Genomic DNA, 25880 nt, shown 5'->3' with positions numbered 1-25880 from the left:
CCTGCTCCCTGCCCCCTGCCCCCTGCCCCTTTCCTCAACTATGACAGTTTCAAACACACAGTCTACTTTCCCTCATGCGCCCAAAAGTTGGCTCAAGCGCTTTTCTTTGCCGTGGGGAGTTACTATAACTTATCTTTCTATTGTCCTACTGCTGCCTGTATCCGCCTTGATACTGCGGGCTGCAACCCTTTCACCTGCGGAATTTTGGCGACTGGCTACCGACCCCGTGGCCTTATCAACTTACAACATCACCTTTGGTACTGCCTTCTTTGCCGCCGCGATAAACTGCGTGGCTGGCACTGCTACCGCCTGGGTGTTGGTGCGTTACGACTTCCCCTTCAAGCGGGTTTTAGATGCGGTGATTGACTTACCCTTTGCCCTACCCACAGCAGTTGCAGGTATCACCCTCACCACCGTTTACAGCGAACAAGGCTGGATTGGCTCATTTCTCGCCCCTTTTGGTATTAGGGTTTCCTTCACTCGTTTGGGGGTAGCAGTGGCGATGGTGTTTATTTCTGTGCCTTTTGTGGTTCGTAGCGTCCAGCCTGTACTGCAAGAGCTAGACCATACCATCGAAGAAGCTGCTTGGTCTTTGGGAGCTTCCCAGTGGGAAACTTGTTGGCGGGTGGTGCTGCCGCCGCTTATTCCTGCTATCCTCACTGGCACAACCCAGGCTTTTGCTCGTGCCGTGGGAGAATATGGCTCAGTGGTTTTGATTGCAGCTAATATTCCCTATCAAGATTTAATTGCCCCCATCCTTGTATTCCAGCGCCTAGAACAAAACGATATTGCTGGGGCTACAGCTATTGGTACGGTATTACTGCTGATTTCCTTGGTACTGTTGCTGATGGTGAACTTATTGCAAGCTTGGAGGCAACGTTATGAGGGTTGAACCTAAATCTACTCAGTCTCTCCCAGGAGGAATCAATTCTGAGAAGGGTAAAGAGTGGGGCAAAATTGCTTTGATTGCGGCAGTAGTCACCTATTTAGGACTGGTTTTGCTTCTCCCCACCCTTTATGTATTCATTGGAGCCTTTAGCCGGGGAATAGCTCCGTTTTTTGCTACTCTCATCGATAGTGATTTTACACAGGCTTTGAGTCTCACGGCTCTGGCTGTAGCAGTCGCTGTGCCACTAAATGTAGTTTTTGGGCTATGTGCAGCTTGGGTAATTGCCCGCCGTCGATTTCGGGGGCGCACTCTGTTACTAAGTATTATTGACTTGCCTTTTTCAATTTCGCCCATTGTGGCAGGTTTAATGCTGGTTTCCCTCTATGGACGTAATGGGTTACTTGACCCTGTGCTACAGTCCTTGGACATGAAAGTTATCTTTTCGTTCCCTGCTATTGCTTTGGCGACAATGATGGGGGGAATGCCTTTTGTGGCGCGTGAAGTCATCCCAATCTTGGAAGAAGTAGGTACTCAAGAAGAAGAAGCTGCTAAAACTTTGGGGGCTGGAGAATGGCAGATTTTTTGGCGCGTCACATTACCTTCTATTCGCTGGGGATTATTCTATGGAATTATTCTCACTACTGCTCGTGCTATGGGAGAGTATGGTGCTATTGCTGTGGTTTCCAGTAACTTAATTGGCCGGACTCAGACCCTAACTTTATATGTGGAAGGGGCTTATCGCAATTACGATTCCCAAAGTGCCTTTGCAGCTTCGGTGGTGTTAGCGGGACTTGCTGGGGCGACGCTGGTGATTAAGGAGCTGTTTGAGCGTCGCATCCGCATAAAAGATGAGGAAGACAGCTAGTACCGCCGTGTGGAAGTCAAAAATCAAAAGTAATTAACCACAGATGAATACAGATAAATCTTGACGGTCAATCGTTGATTTCGCTTTTGGTATCGCTTTTTGAAACTCTCAGGTCTAAAGACATTGAGTTTCCCCTGTGCCGAGTTGCCCTATGATGCGGAAAGTATCGTTGAGGTGAAAACAAATTATGATGCCAAGTATCTCTATTAAGGAGAGTCAGCAGTTACAACTCAAACCTCTAGAAATTCCCTTGCGTCTGTTATTGGGGCCAGGGCCATCCAATGCCCATCCTGCTGTTCTTCAAGCTATGAATACTCCACTCATTGGGCATCTTGACCCAGCTTTTCTGGAACTCATGGATGAAATTCAATCTCTGCTACGTTACGTATGGCAGACAGAAAATCAACATACTATCGCAGTCAGTGGTACGGGTTCAGCTGCGATGGAAGCAACTATCGCTAATGCTACAGCACCTGGTGATGTGGTTTTGATTGGTGTCGCTGGTTACTTTGGTCATCGTCTTGTGGATATGGCTGGGCGATATGGTGCGGATGTGCGAACTATCACTAAACCTTGGGGGCAAGTTTTCAGCCTTGATGAACTCCGCACTGCTGTAGAAACCCATCGTCCGGCAATTCTGGCTTTGGTTCATGCCGAAACCTCTACAGGCGCACGTCAACCTTTAGAATGTGTGGCTGAGGTGTGCCGTGAGTTTGGAACTTTGCTGCTGGTAGATACTGTGACAAGTTTGGGTGGTGTGCCGATATTTTTGGATGAGTGGGGAGTTGACTTGGCTTATAGTTGTAGTCAAAAAGGATTAGGTTGTTCTCCTGGTGCTTCACCTTTTACTATGAGTTCTCGTGCTGTGGAAAAATTGCAGCAGCGCTCTACGAAGGTAGAAAATTGGTATTTAGATATGTCTTTATTAAGTAAGTATTGGGGGAGTGAACGCACCTATCACCACACAGCACCGATTAGTCTATATTATGGCTTACGGGAAGCATTGCGCTTAGTGGCTGAGGAAGGATTAGCCAATTGCTGGCAACGTCATCAAAAGAATGTGGAGTATCTCTGGGAAGGTTTAGAAGATTTAGGACTGAGTATGCACGTTGAGAAAGAGTATCGCCTGCCAACTTTGACTACTGTGCGGATTCCTACAGGGGTTGATGGTAAAGCGATCGCTCGGCAGTTACTCAATGAGCATAATATTGAAATTGGCGGTGGTCTAGGCGAATTGGCCGGTCAAGTTTGGCGCGTGGGACTGATGGGTTTTAATAGTCGCCCAGAAAGCGTTGATCAACTTCTAGCCGCATTCCGGCAAGTTTTACCCAAATAACCATCATTTGTATCAAACACCCCAGAGATAGCCCCTCCTGTATACACAAGTCCTGCCTGTCTGCGTTTGAGTCTGTTTTGCCCCCTAAATCCCCCCAGTTTGGGGGACTTTGAAAATTCTGATTCCCCCATAATTGGAGGTTAGGGGCGATTCGATCACTTGTGTGTACACCTTAGCCTGTACAAGCGGGGAGGGGAACTGGATCTATTTAAATTAGGATGACTGACTAAGAAATTTCCAAACAATAAATTGCCCCATTTCATCAGACTATCTTTGTTCTTTATTTAGGGTTATGATCAGGACTCGATGATCTGCTGGTAACATCCCTAGAGCTTTTGCATAGCAAATAATCACACGATTATTTTCTCATCACAAATACAAGACCCATTTTTTTCTAATAGGATAGCTTGTATTGATTGCTTCATCAGGCTTCTAGCAATCACCCTGCTGGAAAGTAAAAGAAGAAGACTCAAGTCCTTTCAGCTTGACTTGAGGGAAAAAAGCAGTATTTCCTCTGATGGTTGTTATAACAAAAACAGCCACCATATTTAAAGTTGGCATTATTTATAAACTTACAGATCCAACGATACATCCTTAGCAAAACCCATGTATCAAGATGTTTGTTGAGAGGATGTAAAAAATTAAATAAGTATTAGCGCTAACGAGGGAAAAATTACTCTGTGCTAAATAAGTTAATTAAGGAGAAAGACGTTGATTAAGCTAGTTGTTAAAGAAGAATTTATAAACTCGGTATTTATTCAGTCAATATTCAAGCTGCATCTAAGAGGCTGTTTTTTTCTAGCAGTACTATTGTGCAACTATCATCAAGCGATCGCACAAACTGCCAGTCCGCAAAATCTACCACCTGGTCGCATAGAAAATATTCCGATAAATCCTTTACCATCGGATGTACTACCGCAACCAAACAACCAAGAACAATTACTTCCTCCCCCGCAAATACCGAATAATCAGCCAATTTTCCGAGAAAATGACCCTGATGCGAAATTTCGGGTTGACCGCGTAGAAGTTGTTGGGAGTACAATTTTTCAACCAGCAGATTTTGCTCCTATTACAGATCCCTTTGTCGGACGGGATATATCATTTGCAGAACTATTGCAACTCAAAGATGCAATCAGTAAACTCTACACGGATAATGGCTATGTAACTACAGGTGCTTTAATTACACCGCAGACAGTAGAAGCTGGAGTCATTAAAATTCAGGTAGTAGAGGGCAGTTTAGCAGAAATTCAAATTATTGGTAATCGACGATTACGTAGTCAATACATTCGCGATCGCATTTTAATTGGTGCGGGTAAACCCCTAAACGTACCACAATTGATGGAAAAGCTCCAACTACTCCGCCTCGATCCACGCATTCAAAACTTGTCAGCTGAATTGCAAATGGGTGTAACGCCTGGAACCAATATATTACGAGTTGAAGTTCAAGAAGCTGATACTTTCTCCCTCACCACAACTTTAGATAACGGGCGATCGCCTAGTGTGGGCAGTTTTCGCAGAGGGGTGGAAATACGGGAAGCTAATTTATTAGGTTTAGGCGACACCCTGAGTGTAGGGTATACCAATACTGATGGCAGTAACACAATAAATTTAGATTATGCCTTACCAATTAATCCCCATAATGGTACTATCTGGTTTGGCTTGAATAGAGGATGGAACTACGTCATCGAAGAACCATTCAGTGTCTTGGATATTCAGTCAAATATCAAATCTTATGAAATCGGCTATCGCCAACCACTAATCCAAACACCCACCCAGGAATTAGCAGTAGGGCTATCCTTTTCCCGCCAAGAAAGTCAAACTGAGTTAGGTCTTGATAATATCGGTGGATTTCCTTTATCACCCGGTGCAGATGCAGATGGCAAGACCAAAATTTCTGCCCTCCGCTTTACTCAAGAGTATACCCAACGTAATAATCAGCAAGTTTTCGCCGCGCGATCGCAATTTAGTATTGGTTTAGATTGGTTTGATGCCAATATCAATCAAGATGCACCAGATAGCCGCTTTTTTGCTTGGCGGGGACAAACTCAATGGGTGCGACAGTTAGCACCAGAAACATTATTTTTAGTGAGAGGCGATTTGCAAATAGCAGCAGATTCCTTAGTACCTTTAGAGCAATTTGGACTGGGTGGACAAGTAAGTGTGCGTGGCTATCGACAAGATACATTATTAACAGATAATGGGATGTTATTGTCCGCAGAACTCCGGTTGCCTGTTTTACGTGCTGCCAACATGGGAGGCGTGCTACAACTAATACCATTCATAGATGTGGGTACAGGCTGGAATCACAACGGGGAAAATCCATCCAAAAGTACATTAATTGGGACTGGACTAGGACTGTTGTGGCAACAAGACAACAATTTCTCAGCGAGATTGGATTGGGGAATTCCCTTGACATCTGTAGAAGGTGACAAGCGATCGCTCCAAGAAAATGGCTTGTACTTCTCAATTCGGTATTCACCGTTTTAATACATCTATCTCATCATGATTTAGACAATTTGACCGCAGAAAAGCAGAGGGCAGGAGGCAGACAGCAGAAATACAATTTTTGTCCTCTGCTATTAGGCTGTTGTATCCACAAATTCATGTTATGCAACATACTTAATTGGGAATCATAAATACGAAAGGAAAAATCAAAAATCGGTTTATGAAATTCCATTTTGTTGGTTTTTGTTTTTTGGGAGCGATTTGTATATCTGCTATTTACAACAATAGTGTTCACGCACAGATAACACCCGATAACACCCTCAACTCTACTGTGAGTGGTAGTAATAATTACACCATCACCAACGGCATTCATGTGGGGAACAATTTATTTCATAGCTTTAATCAATTCTCCATCCCTACAGGTAGTTCTGTTTTGTTCAACAATGCCACTAGCATTGAAAACATCTTCGCCCGTGTCACAGGGGGGAACATATCAAATATCGACGGCACAATCAGCAGCCAAGGTAGTGCCAATTTATTCCTATTGAATCCTGCCGGGATTTTGTTTGGGGCTAACGCTAAATTGAGCATTGGGGGTTCTTTTGTAGGGACAACCGCCGATAGCATAGTATTTGCAGATGAGTTGAAGTTTAGCACCACCAACACAACATCGCCAGCCTTATTAACTATGAGTGTCCCTGTAGGATTACAACTTGGTAACAATGCAGGGGCAATAACCGTTCAAGGAGCCGGACACAATGGCAGTGTTAGTACAACTTCTCAGGTATCTGGACTCAACAAAGGATTAGAGCTACAATCTGGCAAAACCCTAGCATTAGTAGGTGGAAATATTGCCTTGGATGGCGGTTTAGTCTCTGCACCTGGAGGACAAATAGAACTGGGTAGCATCAGCAATGCCAATGTTACGCTCAATTCCACTGCTCAAGGATTTACCCTGAGTTATCCCAACATTGGAAATTTTGGTAATATCACCCTTAGCAACTTAGCTTTAGTATCCACAGACGATATTAATTTAGTAAATCAAGGAAATAGTGGAGCAATCCACATTCAAGGAAAGCAGATAAGCATCCATGATGGTTCTTTGGTATTGATTCAAAATCGTAGTAACCAAGCTGCTGGTGATATTGTGGTTAATGCTACAGATTCATTGCATATTATCGGTAAATCCCCTAATTTTAGGAGTTCTAGCAGTTTAATCAATGACACCATATCTTCTGAGGCAGCAGGAAATATCATCGTTAATACCCCGAAGTTAAATATTAATCAAGGTGGTTATATCATCAACCGCACATTTAGTAATGCTTCTGGGGGTAACATTATTATCAATAGCGACACAATAGATGTCAGTGGTCTTACACTAAATGTCAATGAGCTTACACCGAACTTCTTTGCTTTTCTTGGAGCCGTTAGTCAGATAACAGCAGGTTCTTTCAGCACCGGAAAAGGCGGAGATATTTCCATTTCTACGCAAAATTTATCTGTTTCAGCCGGAGCCAATATAACAGCTAGACCTCTTTCTTCAGGTAATGGCGGCGATGTTAATATCAAGGCAGATACAATTCAAGTCTTAGGTGCAGGTGCGCCAAGAGGTGGGTACTATAGTATAATTTCAGCTCCCTCATTAGGGGCTGGGGATGCTGGAAATTTGAACATTGACACCCGTAAGCTATCTGTTCAAGGTGGTGGGAGAGTATCGACTTCTGGCATAATTTTAGGCAATGCAGGTTCACTGACTATCAATGCGTCAGAATCGATTGATGTGAGTGGTATGAAACCAGGCGAAACTCCCAGTTATATTGGTAGTGCTTTTGTGCCTGTTTTTAATACAAATTCCCGTGCTAGTGCAGGTAATACTGTTATTAACGCCCCCATTGTTAACGTTTCTGATGATGCGACGATTTTTGTGCAAAATACTGGCTCTGGCACAGCTGGTAATCTGATAATTAATACTAATACCCTGACACTCAAAAATGGTGGAAACCTTTTAGCCAATACAAGAGCCGGTGAAGGCGGTAACATCAATCTACAACTGCGGGATGTATTATTGATGCGTCAAGATAGCTTTATCAATGCCGAAGCAGGTAGTAATGGCAATGGCGGCAATATTAACATTAATTCACCCAATGTGATTGGTCTAGAGAATAGTGACATTATTGCCAACGCCGTACAAGGAAATGGGGGAAATATTCAAATCACAACTCAGGGAATTATAGGTTTGGAGTACCGTAATCTTCTCAATCCTAGAGAGGTTTTGAGTAATGACATTACCGCTAGTTCCCAATTCAGTGTCAGTGGTACAGTCCAAATTAATAATGTTGGCATTGATCCTAATTCGGGTTTAATAGATTTACCGACCCATTTCTCAGACTCATCGCAACAAATTGCTACGGGTTGTTCTAATATTAATACCGATGGTAGTAGTTTTATTACTACGGGACGGGGTGGAATCCCGCAAAATCCCACTCAGGAAGTGAGGAGCGATCGCACCTGGTCAGATATCCGCGATATCTCTGCATTTCAAACCACACCACAAATCCAAGCACAAACACCCACACAGCCACAGATGCTTGTCCAAGCCACAGGTTGGGGACGTAACGCTAACGGCAAAATTGAATTAAGAGTCGCTCCATCACCTGCTCATCTGCCATCATACTTAACTTGTGCTGCCGCTTCCCAAAATTAACTTTCGTGAATATCCACAATTGAGGGTTAGAAGTATTTACCTGAAGGGAATCATAAGCATAAATCATCAAATATCAGAGACATAAGTAATGAGAATAAGTTCTGTTGGTTTAGTTTTGCTCAATCAATTGTCATTAGGTGTCATGATGATTTGGTGTCATACTGCTCATGCTCAGGTGACATCTGATGGTACGACTAACACCATTGTTAACCCCAGTGGGAATAATTTTAATATTCTAAATGGGATTGAAAAAGGTAATAATTTATTCCATAGTTTTAGTAATTTTTCTGTGCCAACTAGTGGTTCAGCCACTTTTGATGTCACTAATACACCAAATATTACAACTATATTTAATCGGGTAACAGGTGGAAATATTTCTCAGATTGATGGCTTGATTAAAACTCTTGGTGGTAATAATCCAGTAAGTTTGTTTTTAATGAATCCCAACGGGATTATGTTTGGAGCAAATGCCAAGTTGGATATTGGTGGTTCGTTTGTGGGGACGACGGCGAATAGTATTAAGTTTGCTGATGGGAGCGAATTTAGTGCAGTTAATACCGCAACACCCTTACTAACAATGAGTGTCCCTGTGGGCTTGCAGATGGGGCAGAATCCGAGAGATATTAGCGTACAGGGAAGTGGACATCAATTGACAGGAGGAGCATTGACTCCTGTAATTCGGAATAATACCCAATCAACCTTAAAGGTGAATTCCGGACAAACGATCGCATTAATTGGGCAAAATGTCACTGTGTCAGGTGGGGTTTTAACTGCTGAAAATGGCAGAGTTGAAGTAGGTGCAGTCAAAGACGGTACAGTTAATATTAATTCTACATCCTCAGAATTTCAATTAGATTATACAAGTATTGAGAGTTTTGGAGATATTCAACTTGTAAATCAGTCTTTAGTGGATGCAAGTGGGTTAACTAGTCGTGGAATTCAATTGCAAGGGCAAAATATTAGTCTTAAAGATGGTTCTGCTGCCTTGATTCAAACTGTCGGAAGCCAAGCACCTAATAGTATTCGCGTTAGCGCAACAGGTTCTCTAGACCTTTTTGGAGATGTGAGGACAGCACCGGATGTAGGAATTGTGACGGGAGTTATTTCTAGTCGCTTGATGACTGAAACTCTGGGTTCAGGAAAAGGTGCTAATATCGATGTTTCTGCCGGAGACTTACGCCTAAATGATGGAGGTATTGTCCTGGCAAGAACTTATGGTTCTGACTCTGGGGGTAATATTAATGTAAATATTTCCAGAGGTATTCAAATTAATCGTGTAACACCGCTAAATCCGATTTCTAATAGTGGAGTTTCTACAATTAGCTTTGGCTCTGGAAAATCGGGCAATGTGAATATCACTGCATCGAATATAACAATTACAGATGGCGGCGTAATTCTAACTAGTAATTTTGGACAAGGGAATAATGGAAACATCAATGTGAATGTTTCTGGAACTATAGAAATTAAGGGTCTAGATCCAATAACTTTATCTCCTGCTAGTATTGGTTCAACTGTAATTGGCAAAGGTAATGCTGGTTCTATAAATCTAAATACATCCAGACTGATTATAGAGACTGGCGGGAATGTTAACACTGCAACTTTCAATAGTGGTGCTGCTGGCAACCTCACCATTAATGCTTCTGAATCAATAGAACTCAGAAATAGCCGTATTAGCGCAGCAGCTCCAATTTTACCGACAACTTTGCGTCAATTATTTGGACTTCCTGATCGCCCTAGTGGAAATGCTGGCAGTGCAACCATTAATACTCCTAAATTGCAAATAGATAATAGAGCATTAGTTACTGTCAATAATGAAGGATCGGGGGATGGAGGTAATTTAACTATAAATACAAACTCTTTACGACTCGACAACAAGGGTCAAGTAATTGCTAATACTGCTTCTGGGGAAGGTGGTAACATCAACTTAAATCTCAAATCTGACTTGATTTTACGAAACAACAGTTTCATTTCGACAGAGGCTAAAGGTAATGGCAGTGGTGGTAACATTATGATCAATTCCCCCATCATTGTTGGATTAGAAAATAGCGATATCGTCGCCAATGCAGTTCAAGGTAAAGGTGGCAATATCGACATCTCTACTCAAGGTATTATCGGTCTAGAATTCCGCAACACTCTCACCCCCAGAGAAGACCTCACCAACGACATTACAGCTAGTTCCGAGTTCAATGTCAATGGCACTGTGCAAATCAATAATATTGGTGTTGACCCCAACTCTGGCTTAGTAGAACTACCAACAAATGTAACTGATCCATCACAACAAATTGCTAGTGGTTGTGCTGATACAACTGGTAGTAGTTTTGTCGCCACAGGCAGGGGTGGAATACCACAAAATCCTACTCAGGAAGTGAGGAGCGATCGCATTTGGTCTGACATCCGCAATATCTCTGCATTCCAAACAACACAGCCAATACAAGCTCAAATACCACAATCTCCAGAAACATTTGTCCAAGCAACTTCTTGGCGACGTAATGCCCAAGACAAAATTGAATTAGTTGCAACTCAATCTTCTTCGCAAATGCAATCAGCCTTAACCTGTGCTGCTGTAGCCGAAAATTAACGGCACGCTGCGCGAACAGCAAACCCTAATTAACGTTCAAAATTTCCTTACAGCACTTCCGGCAGCTATGAGGTACATCCCCAAAGCTGAAAGCTATGATAGGAGAGGGACAAGGAGAAAACTGTATTGCATAATAGCCGGAAGCGCTGTAATTGGGAACAATAGATATGTAATCACAACAAAAACTGAATTGATGAAATTAACTTCTATCGGGCTTAGTTTACTTAGTTTAATCTGCTTATCTGCTCTTGGCAACAATAGTGTTCATGCCCAAATAACACAAGATAATACCCTCAATACTTCTGTTACTTCCACTACTTCTATAAATGGAAATAATATTTACAGCATCACCAACGGTACTCGTGTTGGCAATAATTTATTTCATGGTTTTAGTCAATTTTCTATCCCTACAAATGATTCTATATTATTTGAGAATCATACGAGCATTCAAAATATTTTTAGTCGCGTGACTGGCGGTAATGTTTCCCACATTAATGGTTCCATTAGTGCTAATGGTAACGCCAACTTATTTTTAATCAATCCAGCCGGCATCATTTTTGGGCAAAATGCCAGCTTAAATATTGGTGGTTCCTTTGTCGGAACTACAGCCAATAGCATTAAGTTTGCCGATGGGACAGAATTTATTGCTGTGCCAGGTGCGGATAAACCTTTGCTGACAATGAGCGCACCAGTGGGGTTGCAAATGGGCAGTAATTCTGGTTCTATCACAACTCAAGGAAGAGGATATACAAATAGCGGCTCTTCTATCTTTCCAACACCTAACTCGACAGAACTACAGGTCAACTCAGGGAAAACTTTAGCATTGGTAGGTGGTAATTTACAAATAGATGGATTTATATTGACTGCCCCAGAAGGACAGATAGAATTGGGCAGTACAAATGGAACTGGGCAAGTTAATTTAATCCCAAATGCACAAGGTTATACCTTGGGTTATGAGGAGGGACAAATTTTTGGTGATATTCAATTAGCAGAAAAGTCACTGATAAACGTAAGTGGTATAAATTCAGGTTCTGTTCGTTTACAAGCCAGAAATATCCGTTTAACAGCAGGTTCATTGATACTTGCACAAAATTATGGCGATCTTCCCGGTGGAGAAATTAGCCTTCAAGCATCAACAGGAATTGATTTAATTGGCAGAAGTAGCGATGGAAATTTGTTGAGTGGAGTTCGTAGCGAAACTTATGGAATGGGAGCAGGGGGAAATATTGGTATTTTTACGCCAAGATTTACCCTTTTAGAAGGAGCTGGTTTAAATAATATAACTGCGGGAATTGCTCCTAGTGGTAATATTGAAATTGATGCAGAAACAATTGAAATATCTGGTTTTTCGCAAATAAACCCGAATGGAGTTACTGGCATTAGTACTTTGAGTTTTGCTTCTGGTAGTGCTGGTGATGTATTCGTTAATGGTGATAATTTACTAATATCTGGTGGTGCTTCCCTTTCTTCAGTCACGTTTGGCAGTGGAAGTAGTGGTAAAATTTCAATTCGCAATCAAAACACTACAGTTATCGGAAACAGCCCTTCCGGATTTGACAGTGCGATTACTTTAGCTACATTCGCGTTCGGAGATAACAAAGATTTGATCCTGAATACTGGCAAATTACAAATTTTAGATGGGGGAAGAATTGGTTCATCGACATTGTTTGCTGGTAACGGGGGAAATGTAAGTATCAATGCAAGTGAAGCGATCGCCATTAGTGGTCGTAACAATAGCAACAACAGTGCCATTAATTCTTCTGCAACACATCTGAATGCTCAGTTGCGCCAAACATTTGGCTTTCCAGATATGCTGACGGCAAATGCTGGGAGTCTTAGCATTACAACACCAAATCTGAGCCTGACGGATGGTGCTACTGTAACTGTAACGAGTGAAGGTACTGGTAATGCCGGCAGCCTTAACATTATCGCAGATATTATCCAATTAAAAAATCAGGCGTTGATTCAAGCACAGACCGAATCTGGTAATGGTGGAAATATAGACTTAAAAGTGGGAAGTTTGCTGTTAATGCGCGATCGCAGTCAAATTACCTCCACGGCACAAGGTAACGGTAATGGAGGCAATATTACCATGAATTCACCAATCATTTTTGGCTGGGAAAACAGTGATATCATTGCCAATGCCTTTCAAGGTAAAGGTGGCAATATTAACATTCAAGCCCAGGGTATTTTAGGATTAGAATTTCGTCAACAACTGACACCAGAAAACGACATCACTGCCAGCTCCCAATTTGGACTAAGTGGCACAGTACAAGTTAATACAGTTGGTGTTGACCCCAATTCTGGTTTAGTCGAACTACCCACAAATGTCACCGATCCATCACAACAAATTACTACAGGTTGTTCTAATACTACTGATAGTAGTTTTGTCAGCACAGGCAGGGGTGGAATCCCGCAAAATCCCACTCAGGAAGTGAGGAGCGATCGCCCTTGGTCTGATGTGCGTAATATCTCTGCATTCCAGAAAAAACAAACAGTACAAGCCCAAGTACCCACACAGCCACAAATTCCCATCCAAGCCACTGCCTGGCATCGTAACACTCAAGGCAACATTGAATTAGTGGCGGAGCTATCTTCTACTCAAACGCAACTATCCTTAACTTGTGCAGCAATGTCCAAAAATTAATTACATATCCGAACAGGTTAGCAAAATCATCATATTTTGGGAATAATACTTAATAGAGTAGAAATATCAATAGGTTGATGAAAGTAACTTTTACGGTTTTTGGTGTCATCGGCGGAATAGTCATAAACTTTGTTGGCAGCAGTTGTGTTAACGCTCAAGTTATTCCCGATAGTTTTCTTGGTACAGATGTTTCCCAAAATTTAGATCATTTCACGATTACAAATGGCAATCGTATCGGCAATAATTTATTTGACAGTTTTAGTCAATTCTCAATTCCGACAAATGGCTCTGCCTTATTCGACAATGCTTCAGATATCCAAAATATTTTTAGTCGTGTGACTGGCAGTAGTATTTCTCAGATTGATGGTTTAATTCAAGCCAATGGTAGTGCTAATTTATTTTTACTCAATCCCAACGGAATTATCTTTGGTTCTCATGCCAAATTAAATATTGGTGGGTCATTTGTAGGAACGACAGCCGATAGTATTCAATTTGCGGATGGGACAGAATTTCAGGGGAGCAACACCAATTCCACGCCTCTGCTGACTATGAGTGTACCCATTGGGTTACAATTTGGTGGTAATCCCGGAACGATTTCTGTTGAGGGAACAGGAAACAATCAGTTATTAAATGGCATATTTCCTAGTTCGGGATTAACCAGTTCCAATGGGTTACAGGTGAAATCTGGAAAAACATTAGCTTTGGTGGGTGGTAATCTTGCCCTCAATGGTGGCTTTCTTGCCGCACCAGGAGGACGCATTGAACTAGGAAGCATCACTCAAGGCGATATCGACATCAATTTAACTCCTCAAGCATTAACCCTGAACTATCCTGATGAAAACTATAGTTTTGGCGATATTCATCTCAGCCAACGTGCTGTAGCATCTGTGCGTGGAATCACTCCAGGATCAATTCAAGTCCAGGGAAAACAGGTCAACATTCAAGATGGTTCTTTATTGGTAGTACAAAATCTAGGTAGTCAGGTTGCGGGTGATATTACCATCAATGCCACAGAATCGCTGCAAGTGATGGGAATGTCCCCGGACTTTCAAACTTCCAGTGGGATCATCAATGAAACTTTACAAGCAGGTTCATCTGGAAATATTGTTATTACTACCCCCAAACTCAACATTGATCGAGGTGCGCTGGTTCAGAATCGTACCTATACTTCAGCACCCGGTGGTAATATCGTGATCAAAGCCAGTGAAGTATCAGTGGGTGGTATTGAACCGGGGAATCCTTCTGATACTCCGATATTTGGTGTGCTAATGGCTGCAACTTATGGCAATGGTCAAGGTGGAGATTTATTGCTCTCTACTGATAGTCTGAAAATTTTCGGTGGCGGTAATGTTGGTACTAGAAGCTTCTGGAGTGGCAATGGAGGTAATGTCAAAATTAGTGCTGATACTGTTGAGGTATCAAGTTTGGATACCCTCCCAGGGTCTTATTTAATTAGTCTCTTATCAGCGAATACCTTTGGTGCGGGGAATGCCGGCGATCTTCAACTTGATACCCGCAAATTGTCTGTTCAAGATGGGGGTTTAGTTTCAGTTTCGACTGTAAGTTTTGGCAATGCTGGCAATCTGACAATTAATGCCACCGAGTCAATCGACGTAAATGGCATGAAAGACCCAGAAAATCCCAGCTATATTGGAGCGATCGCTCGTTTATTTTCTGTGGCAAATATTATTAATAGCAACTCTACTGCCAACGCTGGTAGTGTCACAATCAATACTCCTAAATTAACCGTTCGCAACCAAGGAACAGTTTTTACCCAAAATCAAGTTCTAGGTGATGCCGGCAACTTAAAAATTAACGCAGATAACTTATATCTTGACAACAATGGCAGTCTTGCAGCATCTACAAAAGTCGGCGAAGGGGGTGATATCAACCTGCAACTGCGTGAAACCTTGCTGATGAGCCGTGGCAGTTTCATTAGTAACGAAGCTGGTGGTACAGGCAATAGTGGCAATATCATCATTAATTCACCCATCATCTTTGGTTTAAAAAACAGTGACATTATCGCTAATGCCGTCAATGGCATGGGTGGAAACATCGAAATTACCACTCAAGGTATTTTTGGACTAAAATTCCGCGACCAACTCACCCCGGAAAGTGATATTACAGCCAGTTCCCAGTTCGGAGTCAATGGTACTGTAAATGTTAATACTATTGATACAGATGCTAATTTTGGTTTAGTGGAATTACCCACAAATGTCACTGATCAGTCACAGCAAATTTCTACAGGGTGTGCTGATATAAGTGGTAGTAGTTTTATCGCCACAGGTAGGGGTGGTGTGCCGCAAAATCCCACACAGGAAGTCAAGAGCGATCGCCCTTGGTCTGATGTCCGTGATCTCTCTGCATACCGCAAAACACAAACAGTACAAGCACAGATACCCCAATCTCCCGAAACACTTGTCCAAGCTACATCTTGGCGACGTAACACCCAAGGAAAAGTTGAATTAATTACCAATAAATCTTCTGCTCAAGTGCAACAACCATTAACCTGTGCTGCGGTGACTAAAAATTAAGTTTCATATAGTTCATTGGAAGTGTTAGTAAAAAAAATATTGTGGGCATCCTCAGTATATGTTGGTCATGGAGATAGGGCAATGAAAGTAACTGCTGAGTGCTGGGGTGTAGCCTGTGGGATCTTAGTATGTGGAATTTTGCCCCCTGCAATGGCTCAGGTAACATCTGATGGTACAACCAACACCATTGTCAACCCCAACGGCAATAATTTTGATATTCTTAATGGTATCAATCAAGGTAATAATTTATTTCACAGCTTTAGTAACTTTTCCATACCAACAGGTGGTTCAGCAACCTTCGATTTAACAAACACACCAAATACGACAACTATATTTAGTCGGGTTACAGGTGGAAATATTTCTCATATTGATGGGTTAATTCGCACGCTTCATGGTATTAACCCAGTCAGTTTGTTTTTGATGAATCCCAATGGAATTGTGTTTGGACAAAATGCCAGCTTGAATATTAGTGGCTCCTTTGTGGGGACGACAGCGAATAGTATTAAATTTGCCGATGGCACAGAATTTAGCGCTGTTAATCCAACTACAACACCGTTGTTGACGATGAGTGTACCTGTGGGTTTGCAGATGGGAAGTCATGCAGGAGTTTTGGCACAGTCCGCCGCAGTCATCGAAGTCCAAGGTACGCCTGCCAACAATATCTTCTTTCGGACACCTACATTATCAATCGCACCGAATCAAACTCTGGCATTGATTGGGGAACAAGTGGATATCAATAGTGCCAGCATTTCTGCACCGGATAGCCGTGTGGAATTGTGGGCGATGCAAAATGGTACTGTGAATATACCCACATCTGGCAACTGGCAACTAGCGAGTTCATCCCCATCACCAACCTGGGGCAACATTACCTTGAGTCAATCCTCCTCTATCAATACGAGTGGGGCGATTGGGGGTGCTATCAATATCCGAGGTCGTGGGTTAACCTTGCAAGATGGCTCACATATAGAATCATCCACTGGTGCAAATGGGCAAGGACAGGGTATTACTGTCAAAACCACAGAATTTGTAGATTTATTAGGTATCTCTCATCCCGCAAATTATATCCCTCCTGGGTTGTCCACCAGTGTAACTGGCAGTGGTGCAACTGGGGGAAAGATCACTATTGAGACTCCACGATTGCGCCTTACTAATAGCGCCTGGATCAATTCCCTTAACTTTGGTGCTAACTTTTTTACCTTCGCACCGATCAATAATGCCAGAACAGGCGATATTCAGGTTCGGGCTACAGATATAGAAATCAATGGTTTCTCACCATTTCCGAATCCGTTTACAGGGCGTAGTGTTCCAGGGGGAATTACAACATTAGTTGCGGGAGGGCAAAAGAATAACAGTGGTGCAATTACAGTAGAGGCTGAACGGATACGACTACTGGATGGGGGACGCATTAGCACTGATTTGTTTGGTAGTTTCTCGCCTGTGACTGGGAAAGCTGGAGATATTTCCGTGACGGCAACTCAAAGCCTGGAGATTCGTGGGACAACAGCCATCAGTTTTAATAGTGGGATCGTTAGTTCAATTCTCAATTTGGTTGATGGTCAAGGGGGCAATATTACGATTAACGCCGGACAACTCGCTTTGGCTGATGGTGGAACTATCTCCAGTCAGATTGCCGGGAATCAGAATGCTGCACTTGCAGGTAGAGGCACAGCTGGGAATATCACAATTCAAGCTACTAATGTAGAAGTCAGTGATCCCGTGGTTGATATTTTCAGCCAAGCTCCCAGTGGTATTACTGTAGCAATAGGGGAGAATTCCACAGGCAAAGGGGGCAATATTAGCCTGATAGCAGAGAGTTTACGTGTCTTCAACGGTGGACAAATTACCTCCTCCACAGAGGGCATTGGTGGGGCGGGTAACGTTGATCTGCAAGTCAATCATATTACTGTAGAGGGTAATTCCCAACCCTTAACTAATGGTCGCATTCTCCCAAGTACCATTACGGCAGCTTCTACTACCACCTCTGAGGCTGGTTCAGTTAATCTAGTGGCAAATTGGCTCCATGTTCTTGATCATGGGCAAATTTCCGTTAGTAATACAGGGGGTGGTAATGCAGGTAACTTGATTGTTAATGCTAACCAGATCCAACTGGAGGAAGGAGGTAGTCTACTTTCGGAAGTCTCCGCAGGCGATCGCGGTAATATCACTCTCAACACTGATATTTTATTGATGCGTTATGAAAGTAAAATTAACACCAATGCTACAGGTACAGCCACAGGCGGCAATATCACCATTAATGCCCCAATTATTATTGGTTTAGACAACAGCGATATTACTGCCAATGCCATTAAAGGGGCTGGTGGCAATATTAATATTCAAACTCAGGGTTTATTTGGACTCAAATTCCGCGACCAACTCACCCCGGAAAGTGATATCACAGCCAGCTCCCAATTTGGGCTAAGTGGTACGGTGCAAGTTAATACAGTTGGTGTTGATCCAAATGCTGGTTTAGTAGAATTACCAGCCAATGTTACTGATCAGTCACAGCAAATCGCTACAGGGTGTGCTGATACAAGTGGTAGTAGTTTTATCGCCACAGGCAGGGGTGGAATCCCGCAAAATCCCACACAGGAAGTCAAGAGCGATCGCCCTTGGTCTGATGTGCGTGATATCTCTGCATTCCAAAACACACCACAAATACAAGCACAAATACCCACACAACCAAAAATCCCCATCCAAGCTACTTCTTGGCATCGTAATGCTCAAGGTAAAATTGAGCTAGTAGCTACATTATCTTCCACATCGCACTTATCACAGTTAACCTGTGCTGCTACTTCTCAAAAATCATCGATCTAGGGATATTTTTTCATCACTCATGTTTAAGGCTAGAGGATTCTGGGAATCATAATCTGGGTATAAATAGAGATTTTGTAATGAAAATATTATCTGTTTGTTTAGGTTTTGTGACTCGAATCTCAACAGGTATCATGCTACTACCAATTTATTTCACAGTTTCAATCAGTTTTCTGTTCCTACTGGTGGTTTGGCAACATTTGATTTAATAAACACGCCAAATATAACAAATATATTTAGAAAACAGCGACATCATTGCCAATGCAGTACAAAGAAAAGGTGGCAACATTGACATCACTGCACAAGGTATCATTGGTCTAAAATTCCGCAACACTCTCACCCCCAGAGAAGACCTCACCAACGACATTACAGTTAGTTCCCAATTCAATGTCAATGGCACTGTGCAAATCAATAATATTGGTGTTGACCCCAACTCTGGCTTAGTGGAACTACCAGCAAATGTAACTGACTAATCACAACAAATTGCTACAGGTTGTTCTAATAGTACTGATAGTAGTTTTGTCGCCACAGGCAGAGGTGGAATACCGCAAAATCCCACACAGGAAGTGAGGAGCGATGTCTACGACGGGCTACGCCTACGCACTTGGTCTGATGTGCGTAATATCTCTGCATTCCGCAAAACACAAGCTTTACAAACTCAAATACCAAAATCTCCTGAAACACCTGTCCAAGCTACATCTTGGCGACGTAACACCAAAGGACAAGTTGAATTAATTACTGATCAATATTTGGCGAATTTACAACCATCATTAACTTGTACTGCTGTTAATAAAACTTGAAAAAAATTATCACAAACATTACAAAACTACTTTAATAGCAAAATTTATTTTGGGAAAACTAAATACAAAGTGGATAATCATAATTACAAATACGTTGATGAAAGTAAATTTGGCTCACTTAGGCTTAATTGGTGTAATCTACATATTATCTCTTGGTGACACTAAGGTTCAAGCACAAGTAATACCTGATGGCACTCTCAACACTGCGGTGTCTGGCAGTAGCATTTACACGATTACAGATGGTACTGTTATTGGCAATAATTTATTTCATAGCTTTAGCCAATTTTCTATTCCCAGCTACGGTTCTGCAACTTTTAGCCACAATTCCCATATCCAAAACATTTTTAGTCGCGTCACTGGCGGTAATGTTTCCTACATTAATGGTTCAATCAATACTAATAGCGGTGTTAATCTTTTCTTACTCAACCCCTCTGGGATGATTTTTGGTGCCAACGCTGTCTTAAATGTTGGTGGTTCCTTTGTCGGCACAACTGCCAATAGCATCAAATTTGCGGATGGCACTGAGTTTACTGCTTTTAATCCAGATGCTACAAGATTATTAACTATGAGCGTGCCAATTGGCTTGCAAATGGGCAGCAATTCCAGTTCAATCGACGTTAATGGAGCAAATTTAGCAATTCCCGTGAGCAATACATTTGCATTGGTGGGAAATAACTTAAATTTTGATCAGAGTACAATTACTGCTCCCGACGGTAGAGTTGAATTAGCAAGCGTTGCCACAAATAATCTAGTGGGACTGTCTACAAATAGTGCTGGATTCAGCTTAGATTTTAATGCTGTAAATCAGTTCCAAAACATGAACTTTAGTAACGCAGCCAAGGTTGATACTAGTGGAAATCAAGGTGGTGCGATCGCTCTTCATGGGCAAAAAATCACCTTATCTGGTTCTTCAACTGTCACTGCCCACACTTTAGGTACAAGCTCTGGACAAGGTATTCTAGTCAAAGCCTCCGAATCCCTGGAACTCATTGGTCAGCCATCCCGTTCTAACACTGTAATTGCAGCTTATTCCCAAGCAACAGCTAGGGGAAAGGGTAGTGATATAACAATTGAAACACCCATCCTCAATGTTTTAAAAGGCGCACAAATTAACACCCGTGCTTATGGAATCGGAGATTCTGGCAATATTACAGTCAAGGGTGAAACTGTGAATGTGATTGGGGAAGCCATCCATGCACCGACACGACGAAGATTTAGTGTAAGTACTCTCGCATCTAATACAATCAATGGTTCCCAAGGTCGGGGCGGTAATGTCACCATTGATGCGACACAAGTCAACATTCGAGACGGGGCTGAATTTCGTTCTACTGCCAGAGGAACTGGTGATGGTGGCAATATCATCGTCACAGCCAATCACTTAAGTGTGACAGGCGAAACTGGCACAGGTGAACCTGCTTTTTTGACAGGGATGAGTACCAGTATCCGTGAAAATGCCACCGGTAAAGGTGGAGATATTATTCTCAATGTCGGTAAACTAGAAGTATTGAATGGCCCTGGTATTCGCACAGGGACTTATGGTGAAGGTGCATCGGGAAACATTATTGTCAATGCTGAGGAAGTAACTCTGGGTGGTAGTTCATCAACTGGAGTGGCAACCAGATTTTTTGCCTCAACAAACGGTAACTACGATTTCTTTAATAATAGACTAATTAGTCTGGGTCAGGGACAAGGTGGCAACATTACTTTTAATGTTGATCAGCTGAACTTACTTGACGGAGGAAGAATTTCCACCTCAACTGAAACCTATGGTGAAGCTGGAAATATTTCCATTCAAGCCAATTCCATCAATATTGCAGGTGTTAGTCAAGTACCGAGTGGTCAACTGCTTTACTCGCTGGATGCCACTGGCCCAAGTGGATTGTATGCTTCTTCCACCGGTCCGGGTACTGCGGGTTCCGTATATGTAACCGCAAAAAATTTGAGTCTTAGCGATCGCAGCGAAATTGTAGTTAGCGGCAAAGGTACAGGAAATGCCGGTAATATGCTGATTCAGACTAATTATTTAACGGCGATTCAAGGTGGCAAACTTCGCTCCGAAGCCAATGCAGGCGAAGGAGGTAATATTGACCTGCAAGTGAATGATGTCTTACTGATGCGTCATGGCAGTTTCATCAGTGCAGAAGCAGGTGGTAATGGTGGTAATATTAAAATTACAGCCCCAAATATTATCGGTTTAGAAAACAGTGATATTATCGCCAATGCAGTCCAAGGAAGGGGTGGTAATATTCAGATCACAACACAGGGAATAATTGGGTTGAATTATCGCAATCTTCTCAATCCCAGGGAAGTTTTGACCAATGACATTACCGCTAGTTCTCAATTCAATGTTAATGGCACTGTACAAATTAATAATATTGGTGTAGAGTCAAATTCTGGATTAGTAGAATTACCAGACAATATCACCGACCCATCTCAACAAATCGTTAGTGCTTGTTCTGATAATAGTGGTAGTAGTTTTATTGCCACCGGTAGGGGAGGAGTACCCCATAATCCAACTCAGCATCTGAGGAGCGATCGCACTTGGTCTGATGTCCGTGATATATCTGCATATCGTCAAGATAAACCAGTTACAGCCCAAATGCCAACACCAACCGCACCTCTAACACAAGCTACTTCTTGGCGACGCAATTATCAAGGAAAAATTGAGCTTGTTGTAGCTAAATCTTCTTCGCAGATACAACCAGCCTTAACCTGTGCGGCTGCACCCCAAAGTTAATCAATATTGCTTCTTCAGTACTTATTATGCTAAACCGACAATTTGAAAGGAGGGAACAGGGAACAATTTTTATTTTTACCGTTTTTTAATCAGACTAATAATCATTTCCATATCTTTATTTTGAGCATAATCCTAATCGCTTTCTGCTTTTGTGGAATTACCAGAGAATTTGACAGACCCATCACAGCAAATTTCAACAAAATGTGCAGATAGAAGTAATAGTAGTTTTGTCGCCACCGGTAGGGGAGGAATACCGCAAAATCCCATTCAAGAAGTGAGGAGCAATCGCACTTGGTCTGACGTGCGCGATATCTCTGCTTTTCACCAAAATACAAGTGTCATTGCCCAAACGCCTAAATCACCAGATTTTCTTGTCTCAGCTACTACTTGGCATCGTCACACTGACGGCACAATTGAGTTAATTACCGCTAAATCTCCTACCCATTTGCAGCAACCATTAGCCTGTATTGATGTTTCTAACAGTTCAAGCAATTGATTCAAAGAGGTGCAGCAAGTACGCACTGATAGTTTAAAGCTCTATTTGGGCAATATAAATATACAGGAATAATTTATGGCTCATAAGTCTCTAAATAATTCAATTCAATTATCAGTAATTTCTATGATTCCCTCCATGAAACAAAATCGTTGGCTTTATGTTTGCTTAGGTCTTTTGATGTTCTGTTTAGCAGTTACCATGACTCCTGCAAAAGCATCGGTACCGCAATTCACAACTTCTACCATCAATTTGTCATTATCCACTTCCCAACCTACTAACCACTTAGAACAGGGACGAACCCTCTACCAATCAGGACGCTTTGCTGAGGCTGTGACAGCTTGGCAAACCGCAGTACAAAAATATCATGCCCAAGGCGATCGCACCAATGAAGCCCTAAGTTTAAGTTACCTATCACTAGCACAACAGGAACTTAGTCAGTGGGAAGCTGCGAGACAATCTATCGAGCAAGGTGTGAAGATTTTGCAAACCGCTAAACCCTCTGCCGATGCGATTATCTGGGCGCAAATACTCAACACACAGGCAAATTTACAACTACGTATCGGTCAATCGGAAACAGCCCTAGACACTTGGCAACAAGCTCAAAAATATTATGAACAAGCTGGCGACAATATAGGCAGTTTCGGTAGTCAAATTAACCAAGCACAAGCCTTACAAAGTTTGGGATTTTATCGCCGCTCGAAACAGCAGTTGCAGATGCTAACGCAACAGCTACAAGCAATGCCAGATTCGGAAGTTAAAGTTAGTGGATTGCGATCTCTGGGTTTAGCTTTACACGCAATCGGTGATAGCCAAAGCCAGCAAGTATTGGAAGAAAGTTTAGCCACAGCTAATAAAATTACCGCTAACACTCAGTTAAGTTCCATTCTTTCCAGTCTAGGGAAAGTTGCCTCTGACTTCCAAGATCCCGAAGCAGCATTAAATTACTTTGAAGACGCACAAACAGCAGCGACGAACCCGAATGAACTTTTGCAAGCGCGTTTAGGTCATTTCAAGTTATTGGTAGATTACAACAAACTAGAATATGCCATTCCCCTCGCACCTCAATTACAACAACAGTTGTCAGAATTACCACCTAGCCATAGTTCCCTCTATGCAGCTATTAATTTTGTCGCTACGTTAAATAAATTAGAAAACCCTGAGAAAGTTTTACCCCTCCCAGAGTTAGCAGAATTGATGTCACTCACAGTTAAATCTGCTCAACAGATTCAAGATGCTCCAGCTCAAGCCTATGCACTGCATCAATGGGGACAACTTTATAGTGCTAGAAAGCAGTGGGGAGAGGCTCAGGAATTAACCCATAAATCTCTGAGCATTGCCCGTCAACTCCAGGCTAACGATATCATTGCTCAATCAGCATGGCAGGTAGGAAAGCTGTATAAACAGCAGGGCGATCGCCCCAACGCAATTCGAGCTTATACCGAAGCGGTTCAATCATTAAAGGCACTACGAGGGGATATGATTGCGGTAAACCCTGATGTACAGTTTTCCTTTCGTGAAAGTATAGAGCCTGTATATCGGGAATTTGTGAGTTTACTTCTAGATGAGCAACCAACCCAGTCTGCTTTGATAGAGGCGCGTGCATTAATTGAGTCGTTGCAAATTGCCGAACTAGATAACTTTTTCCGCGAAGCTTGTTTAGATAAAGCACAGCAGATTGACAGTGTTGACCCCACAGCCACAGTTATTTATCCCATTATCCTGAGCGATCGCCTCGCAGTGATTCTTTCTCAAGCTGGACAACCTCTGCGTTACTATGTAACTCACAAATCTCAAGCTGATATAGAACAAACTCTCGACCGTTTCTTAGTAGCTCTCAACCCTGTTTCAAATTCCCAAGAACGAGACAAATTGTCTCAACAAATTTATGATTGGCTGATTCGTCCGGCGGAACAAGAACAAGCTTTCAAAAATACCAAAACCCTAGTGTTTGTTCTAGATGGTAAATTGCGAAATATACCAATAGCTGCTTTATTTAATGGTCAGGAATATCTAATTGAGAAATATGCTGTGGCGCTCTCTCCTGGATTGCAACTGATGGCTGCCCAATCATTCCAGCAAACAAACATTCAGGCGATCGTTGGCGGTATCAGTGAATCCCGCCATGGCTTTAGTGCTTTACCTGCGGTAAAATCAGAAGTGAAGCAAATTTCCCAAAAAGTAAATTCTTCAACATTACTGAACCAGAGATTTACCAATCAAACCCTTGCTAATAGTGTCAAATCTAGTCGCGCTAATATTGTTCACCTGGCAACCCACGGACAGTTTAGCTCCCGCCTCGAAGATACTTTTTTACTTACCTGGGATGGACAAGTAAATGTTCAAGAGTTATCTGAACTGCTCAAAAATCGTAGTGGTGATTCATCTAAAGCGATTGAATTATTGGTATTGAGTGCCTGCGACACCGCAACCGGAGATGAGCGCGCTGTTCTGGGATTAGCTGGCTTGGCTGTCAAATCGGGAGCGCGCTCAACTATCGCCACTCTCTGGCCTGTTAAAGATAACGCAGCTGAAATGCTAATGACGCGTTTCTATGACCAACTACGGCAACCGCAAATCACTAAAGCCGAAGCACTACGGCAAGCCCAAATTAACTTAATTCGCCAAACTAATTTTCAAGATCCTTTCTTTTGGTCTGCTTTTGTTCTAGTGGGCAACTGGCTTTAGAGCAGTAAGATTACTTAATAGTCTTATGCTATTTTGCAATATCTTTTACATTTAATTGCCAATATTAGTTTATATTGGTATTACCTATTTCTCACTTTGAGTTGTAGCCAAATAGATGTTAAAAACTTCTGCCCACAATCAGAATCAATCTACTTAGTATTACCTTTTGTTAGACAAGGGGCTGAATCATGAAACTGCAATATTTAGCTAGTTTATTGAGCTGTATCGCTCTCATAACTAGCGGTATATGGAACAGTGCCTACGCTGTGACATTTACCCCACCAATCAATAACGGCGCACCCAGACAAGCCAGGGGAGGAGCTTCTAGAGGCAACTTCTTTACCCCACCAATC

The 25880-nt window shown here is 42.3% G+C and carries 12 protein-coding genes and 1 pseudogene; all 13 read left to right on the top strand.

From position 1 onward, the window contains the following. Positions 1-40: 40 nt before the first annotated feature. The 13 genes and pseudogenes from cysT to VB654_RS05065 all read left to right on the top strand — a co-directional run bounded on the left by cysT (position 41) and on the right by VB654_RS05065 (position 25527). The gene (cysT, locus tag VB654_RS05125) at positions 41-892 is read left to right on the top strand and encodes a sulfate ABC transporter permease subunit CysT (RefSeq protein WP_323212447.1); all 852 of its coding nucleotides are present in this window, start codon (positions 41-43) and stop codon (positions 890-892) included. Next, the gene (cysW, locus tag VB654_RS05120; RefSeq protein WP_323212446.1) at positions 882-1754 is read left to right on the top strand and encodes a sulfate ABC transporter permease subunit CysW; all 873 of its coding nucleotides are present in this window, start codon (positions 882-884) and stop codon (positions 1752-1754) included. Before cysT ends, cysW begins: the two co-directional genes overlap by 11 nt. A gap of 187 nt (positions 1755-1941) precedes the next feature. Next, positions 1942-3090 (top strand): alanine--glyoxylate aminotransferase family protein, encoded by a 1149-nt coding sequence (locus tag VB654_RS05115; RefSeq protein WP_323212445.1) that lies wholly within the window; start codon positions 1942-1944, stop codon positions 3088-3090. 810 nt (positions 3091-3900) lie between these two features. Further along, positions 3901-5577: a ShlB/FhaC/HecB family hemolysin secretion/activation protein gene (locus tag VB654_RS05110; protein WP_323212444.1), complete on the top strand. Its 1677-nt coding sequence runs from the start codon at positions 3901-3903 to the stop codon at positions 5575-5577. A 178-nt stretch (positions 5578-5755) separates the two neighbouring features. Then, positions 5756-8239: an S-layer family protein gene (locus VB654_RS05105; RefSeq protein ID WP_323212442.1), complete on the top strand. Its 2484-nt coding sequence runs from the start codon at positions 5756-5758 to the stop codon at positions 8237-8239. Between the two features lie 88 nt (positions 8240-8327). Continuing rightward, positions 8328-10817 carry an S-layer family protein gene (locus VB654_RS05100; protein WP_323212441.1) on the top strand — a complete coding sequence of 830 codons (2490 nt, stop codon included), beginning with the start codon at positions 8328-8330 and terminating at the stop codon, positions 10815-10817. A gap of 193 nt (positions 10818-11010) precedes the next feature. Continuing rightward, positions 11011-13464 carry an S-layer family protein gene (locus VB654_RS05095; RefSeq protein ID WP_323212439.1) on the top strand — a complete coding sequence of 818 codons (2454 nt, stop codon included), beginning with the start codon at positions 11011-11013 and terminating at the stop codon, positions 13462-13464. Positions 13465-13541: 77 nt separating this feature from the next. Beyond that, entirely contained in the window at positions 13542-15998 is a 2457-nt protein-coding gene (locus tag VB654_RS05090) for an S-layer family protein (protein ID WP_323212438.1), read from the top strand. Positions 15999-16079: 81 nt separating this feature from the next. Continuing rightward, positions 16080-18812: an S-layer family protein gene (locus VB654_RS05085; protein WP_323212437.1), complete on the top strand. Its 2733-nt coding sequence runs from the start codon at positions 16080-16082 to the stop codon at positions 18810-18812. Positions 18813-19045: 233 nt separating this feature from the next. Then, positions 19046-19609: pseudogene (locus VB654_RS05080) on the top strand (filamentous hemagglutinin); the annotation flags it as partial. A 97-nt stretch (positions 19610-19706) separates the two neighbouring features. Beyond that, positions 19707-22346, top strand: a complete 2640-nt coding sequence (locus VB654_RS05075) for an S-layer family protein (protein ID WP_323212436.1) — start codon at positions 19707-19709, stop codon at positions 22344-22346. A gap of 151 nt (positions 22347-22497) precedes the next feature. After that, positions 22498-22842 (top strand): S-layer family protein, encoded by a 345-nt coding sequence (locus tag VB654_RS05070; protein WP_323212434.1) that lies wholly within the window; start codon positions 22498-22500, stop codon positions 22840-22842. 123 nt (positions 22843-22965) lie between these two features. Continuing rightward, on the top strand, positions 22966-25527 hold the full coding sequence (locus VB654_RS05065; protein ID WP_323212499.1) for a CHAT domain-containing protein: 2562 nt from the start codon (positions 22966-22968) through the stop codon (positions 25525-25527). The last annotated feature ends 353 nt before the right edge of the window (positions 25528-25880 follow it).

Origin of the sequence: Nodularia sp. UHCC 0506 (assembly GCF_034931045.1) — a bacterium.
In the GTDB taxonomy this organism is placed as follows: Bacteria; Cyanobacteriota; Cyanobacteriia; order Cyanobacteriales; family Nostocaceae; genus Nodularia.
The sequence above is the reverse complement of the archived record's forward strand: the minus strand, read 5'-3'. Positions and strand labels throughout refer to the sequence as shown.

What these genes read in the sequence shown, in the direction of transcription:
- cysT (WP_323212447.1), top strand. Translation starts at nt 41, where the DNA reads ATGACAGTTTCAAACACACAGTCTACTTTCCCTCATGCGCCCAAAAGT.
- cysW (WP_323212446.1), top strand. Translation starts at nt 882, where the DNA reads ATGAGGGTTGAACCTAAATCTACTCAGTCTCTCCCAGGAGGAATCAAT.
- VB654_RS05115 (WP_323212445.1), top strand. Translation starts at nt 1,942, where the DNA reads ATGATGCCAAGTATCTCTATTAAGGAGAGTCAGCAGTTACAACTCAAA.
- VB654_RS05105 (WP_323212442.1), top strand. Translation starts at nt 5,756, where the DNA reads ATGAAATTCCATTTTGTTGGTTTTTGTTTTTTGGGAGCGATTTGTATA.
- VB654_RS05100 (WP_323212441.1), top strand. Translation starts at nt 8,328, where the DNA reads ATGAGAATAAGTTCTGTTGGTTTAGTTTTGCTCAATCAATTGTCATTA.
- VB654_RS05095 (WP_323212439.1), top strand. Translation starts at nt 11,011, where the DNA reads ATGAAATTAACTTCTATCGGGCTTAGTTTACTTAGTTTAATCTGCTTA.
- VB654_RS05090 (WP_323212438.1), top strand. Translation starts at nt 13,542, where the DNA reads ATGAAAGTAACTTTTACGGTTTTTGGTGTCATCGGCGGAATAGTCATA.
- VB654_RS05085 (WP_323212437.1), top strand. Translation starts at nt 16,080, where the DNA reads ATGAAAGTAACTGCTGAGTGCTGGGGTGTAGCCTGTGGGATCTTAGTA.
- VB654_RS05075 (WP_323212436.1), top strand. Translation starts at nt 19,707, where the DNA reads ATGAAAGTAAATTTGGCTCACTTAGGCTTAATTGGTGTAATCTACATA.
- VB654_RS05065 (WP_323212499.1), top strand. Translation starts at nt 22,966, where the DNA reads ATGATTCCCTCCATGAAACAAAATCGTTGGCTTTATGTTTGCTTAGGT.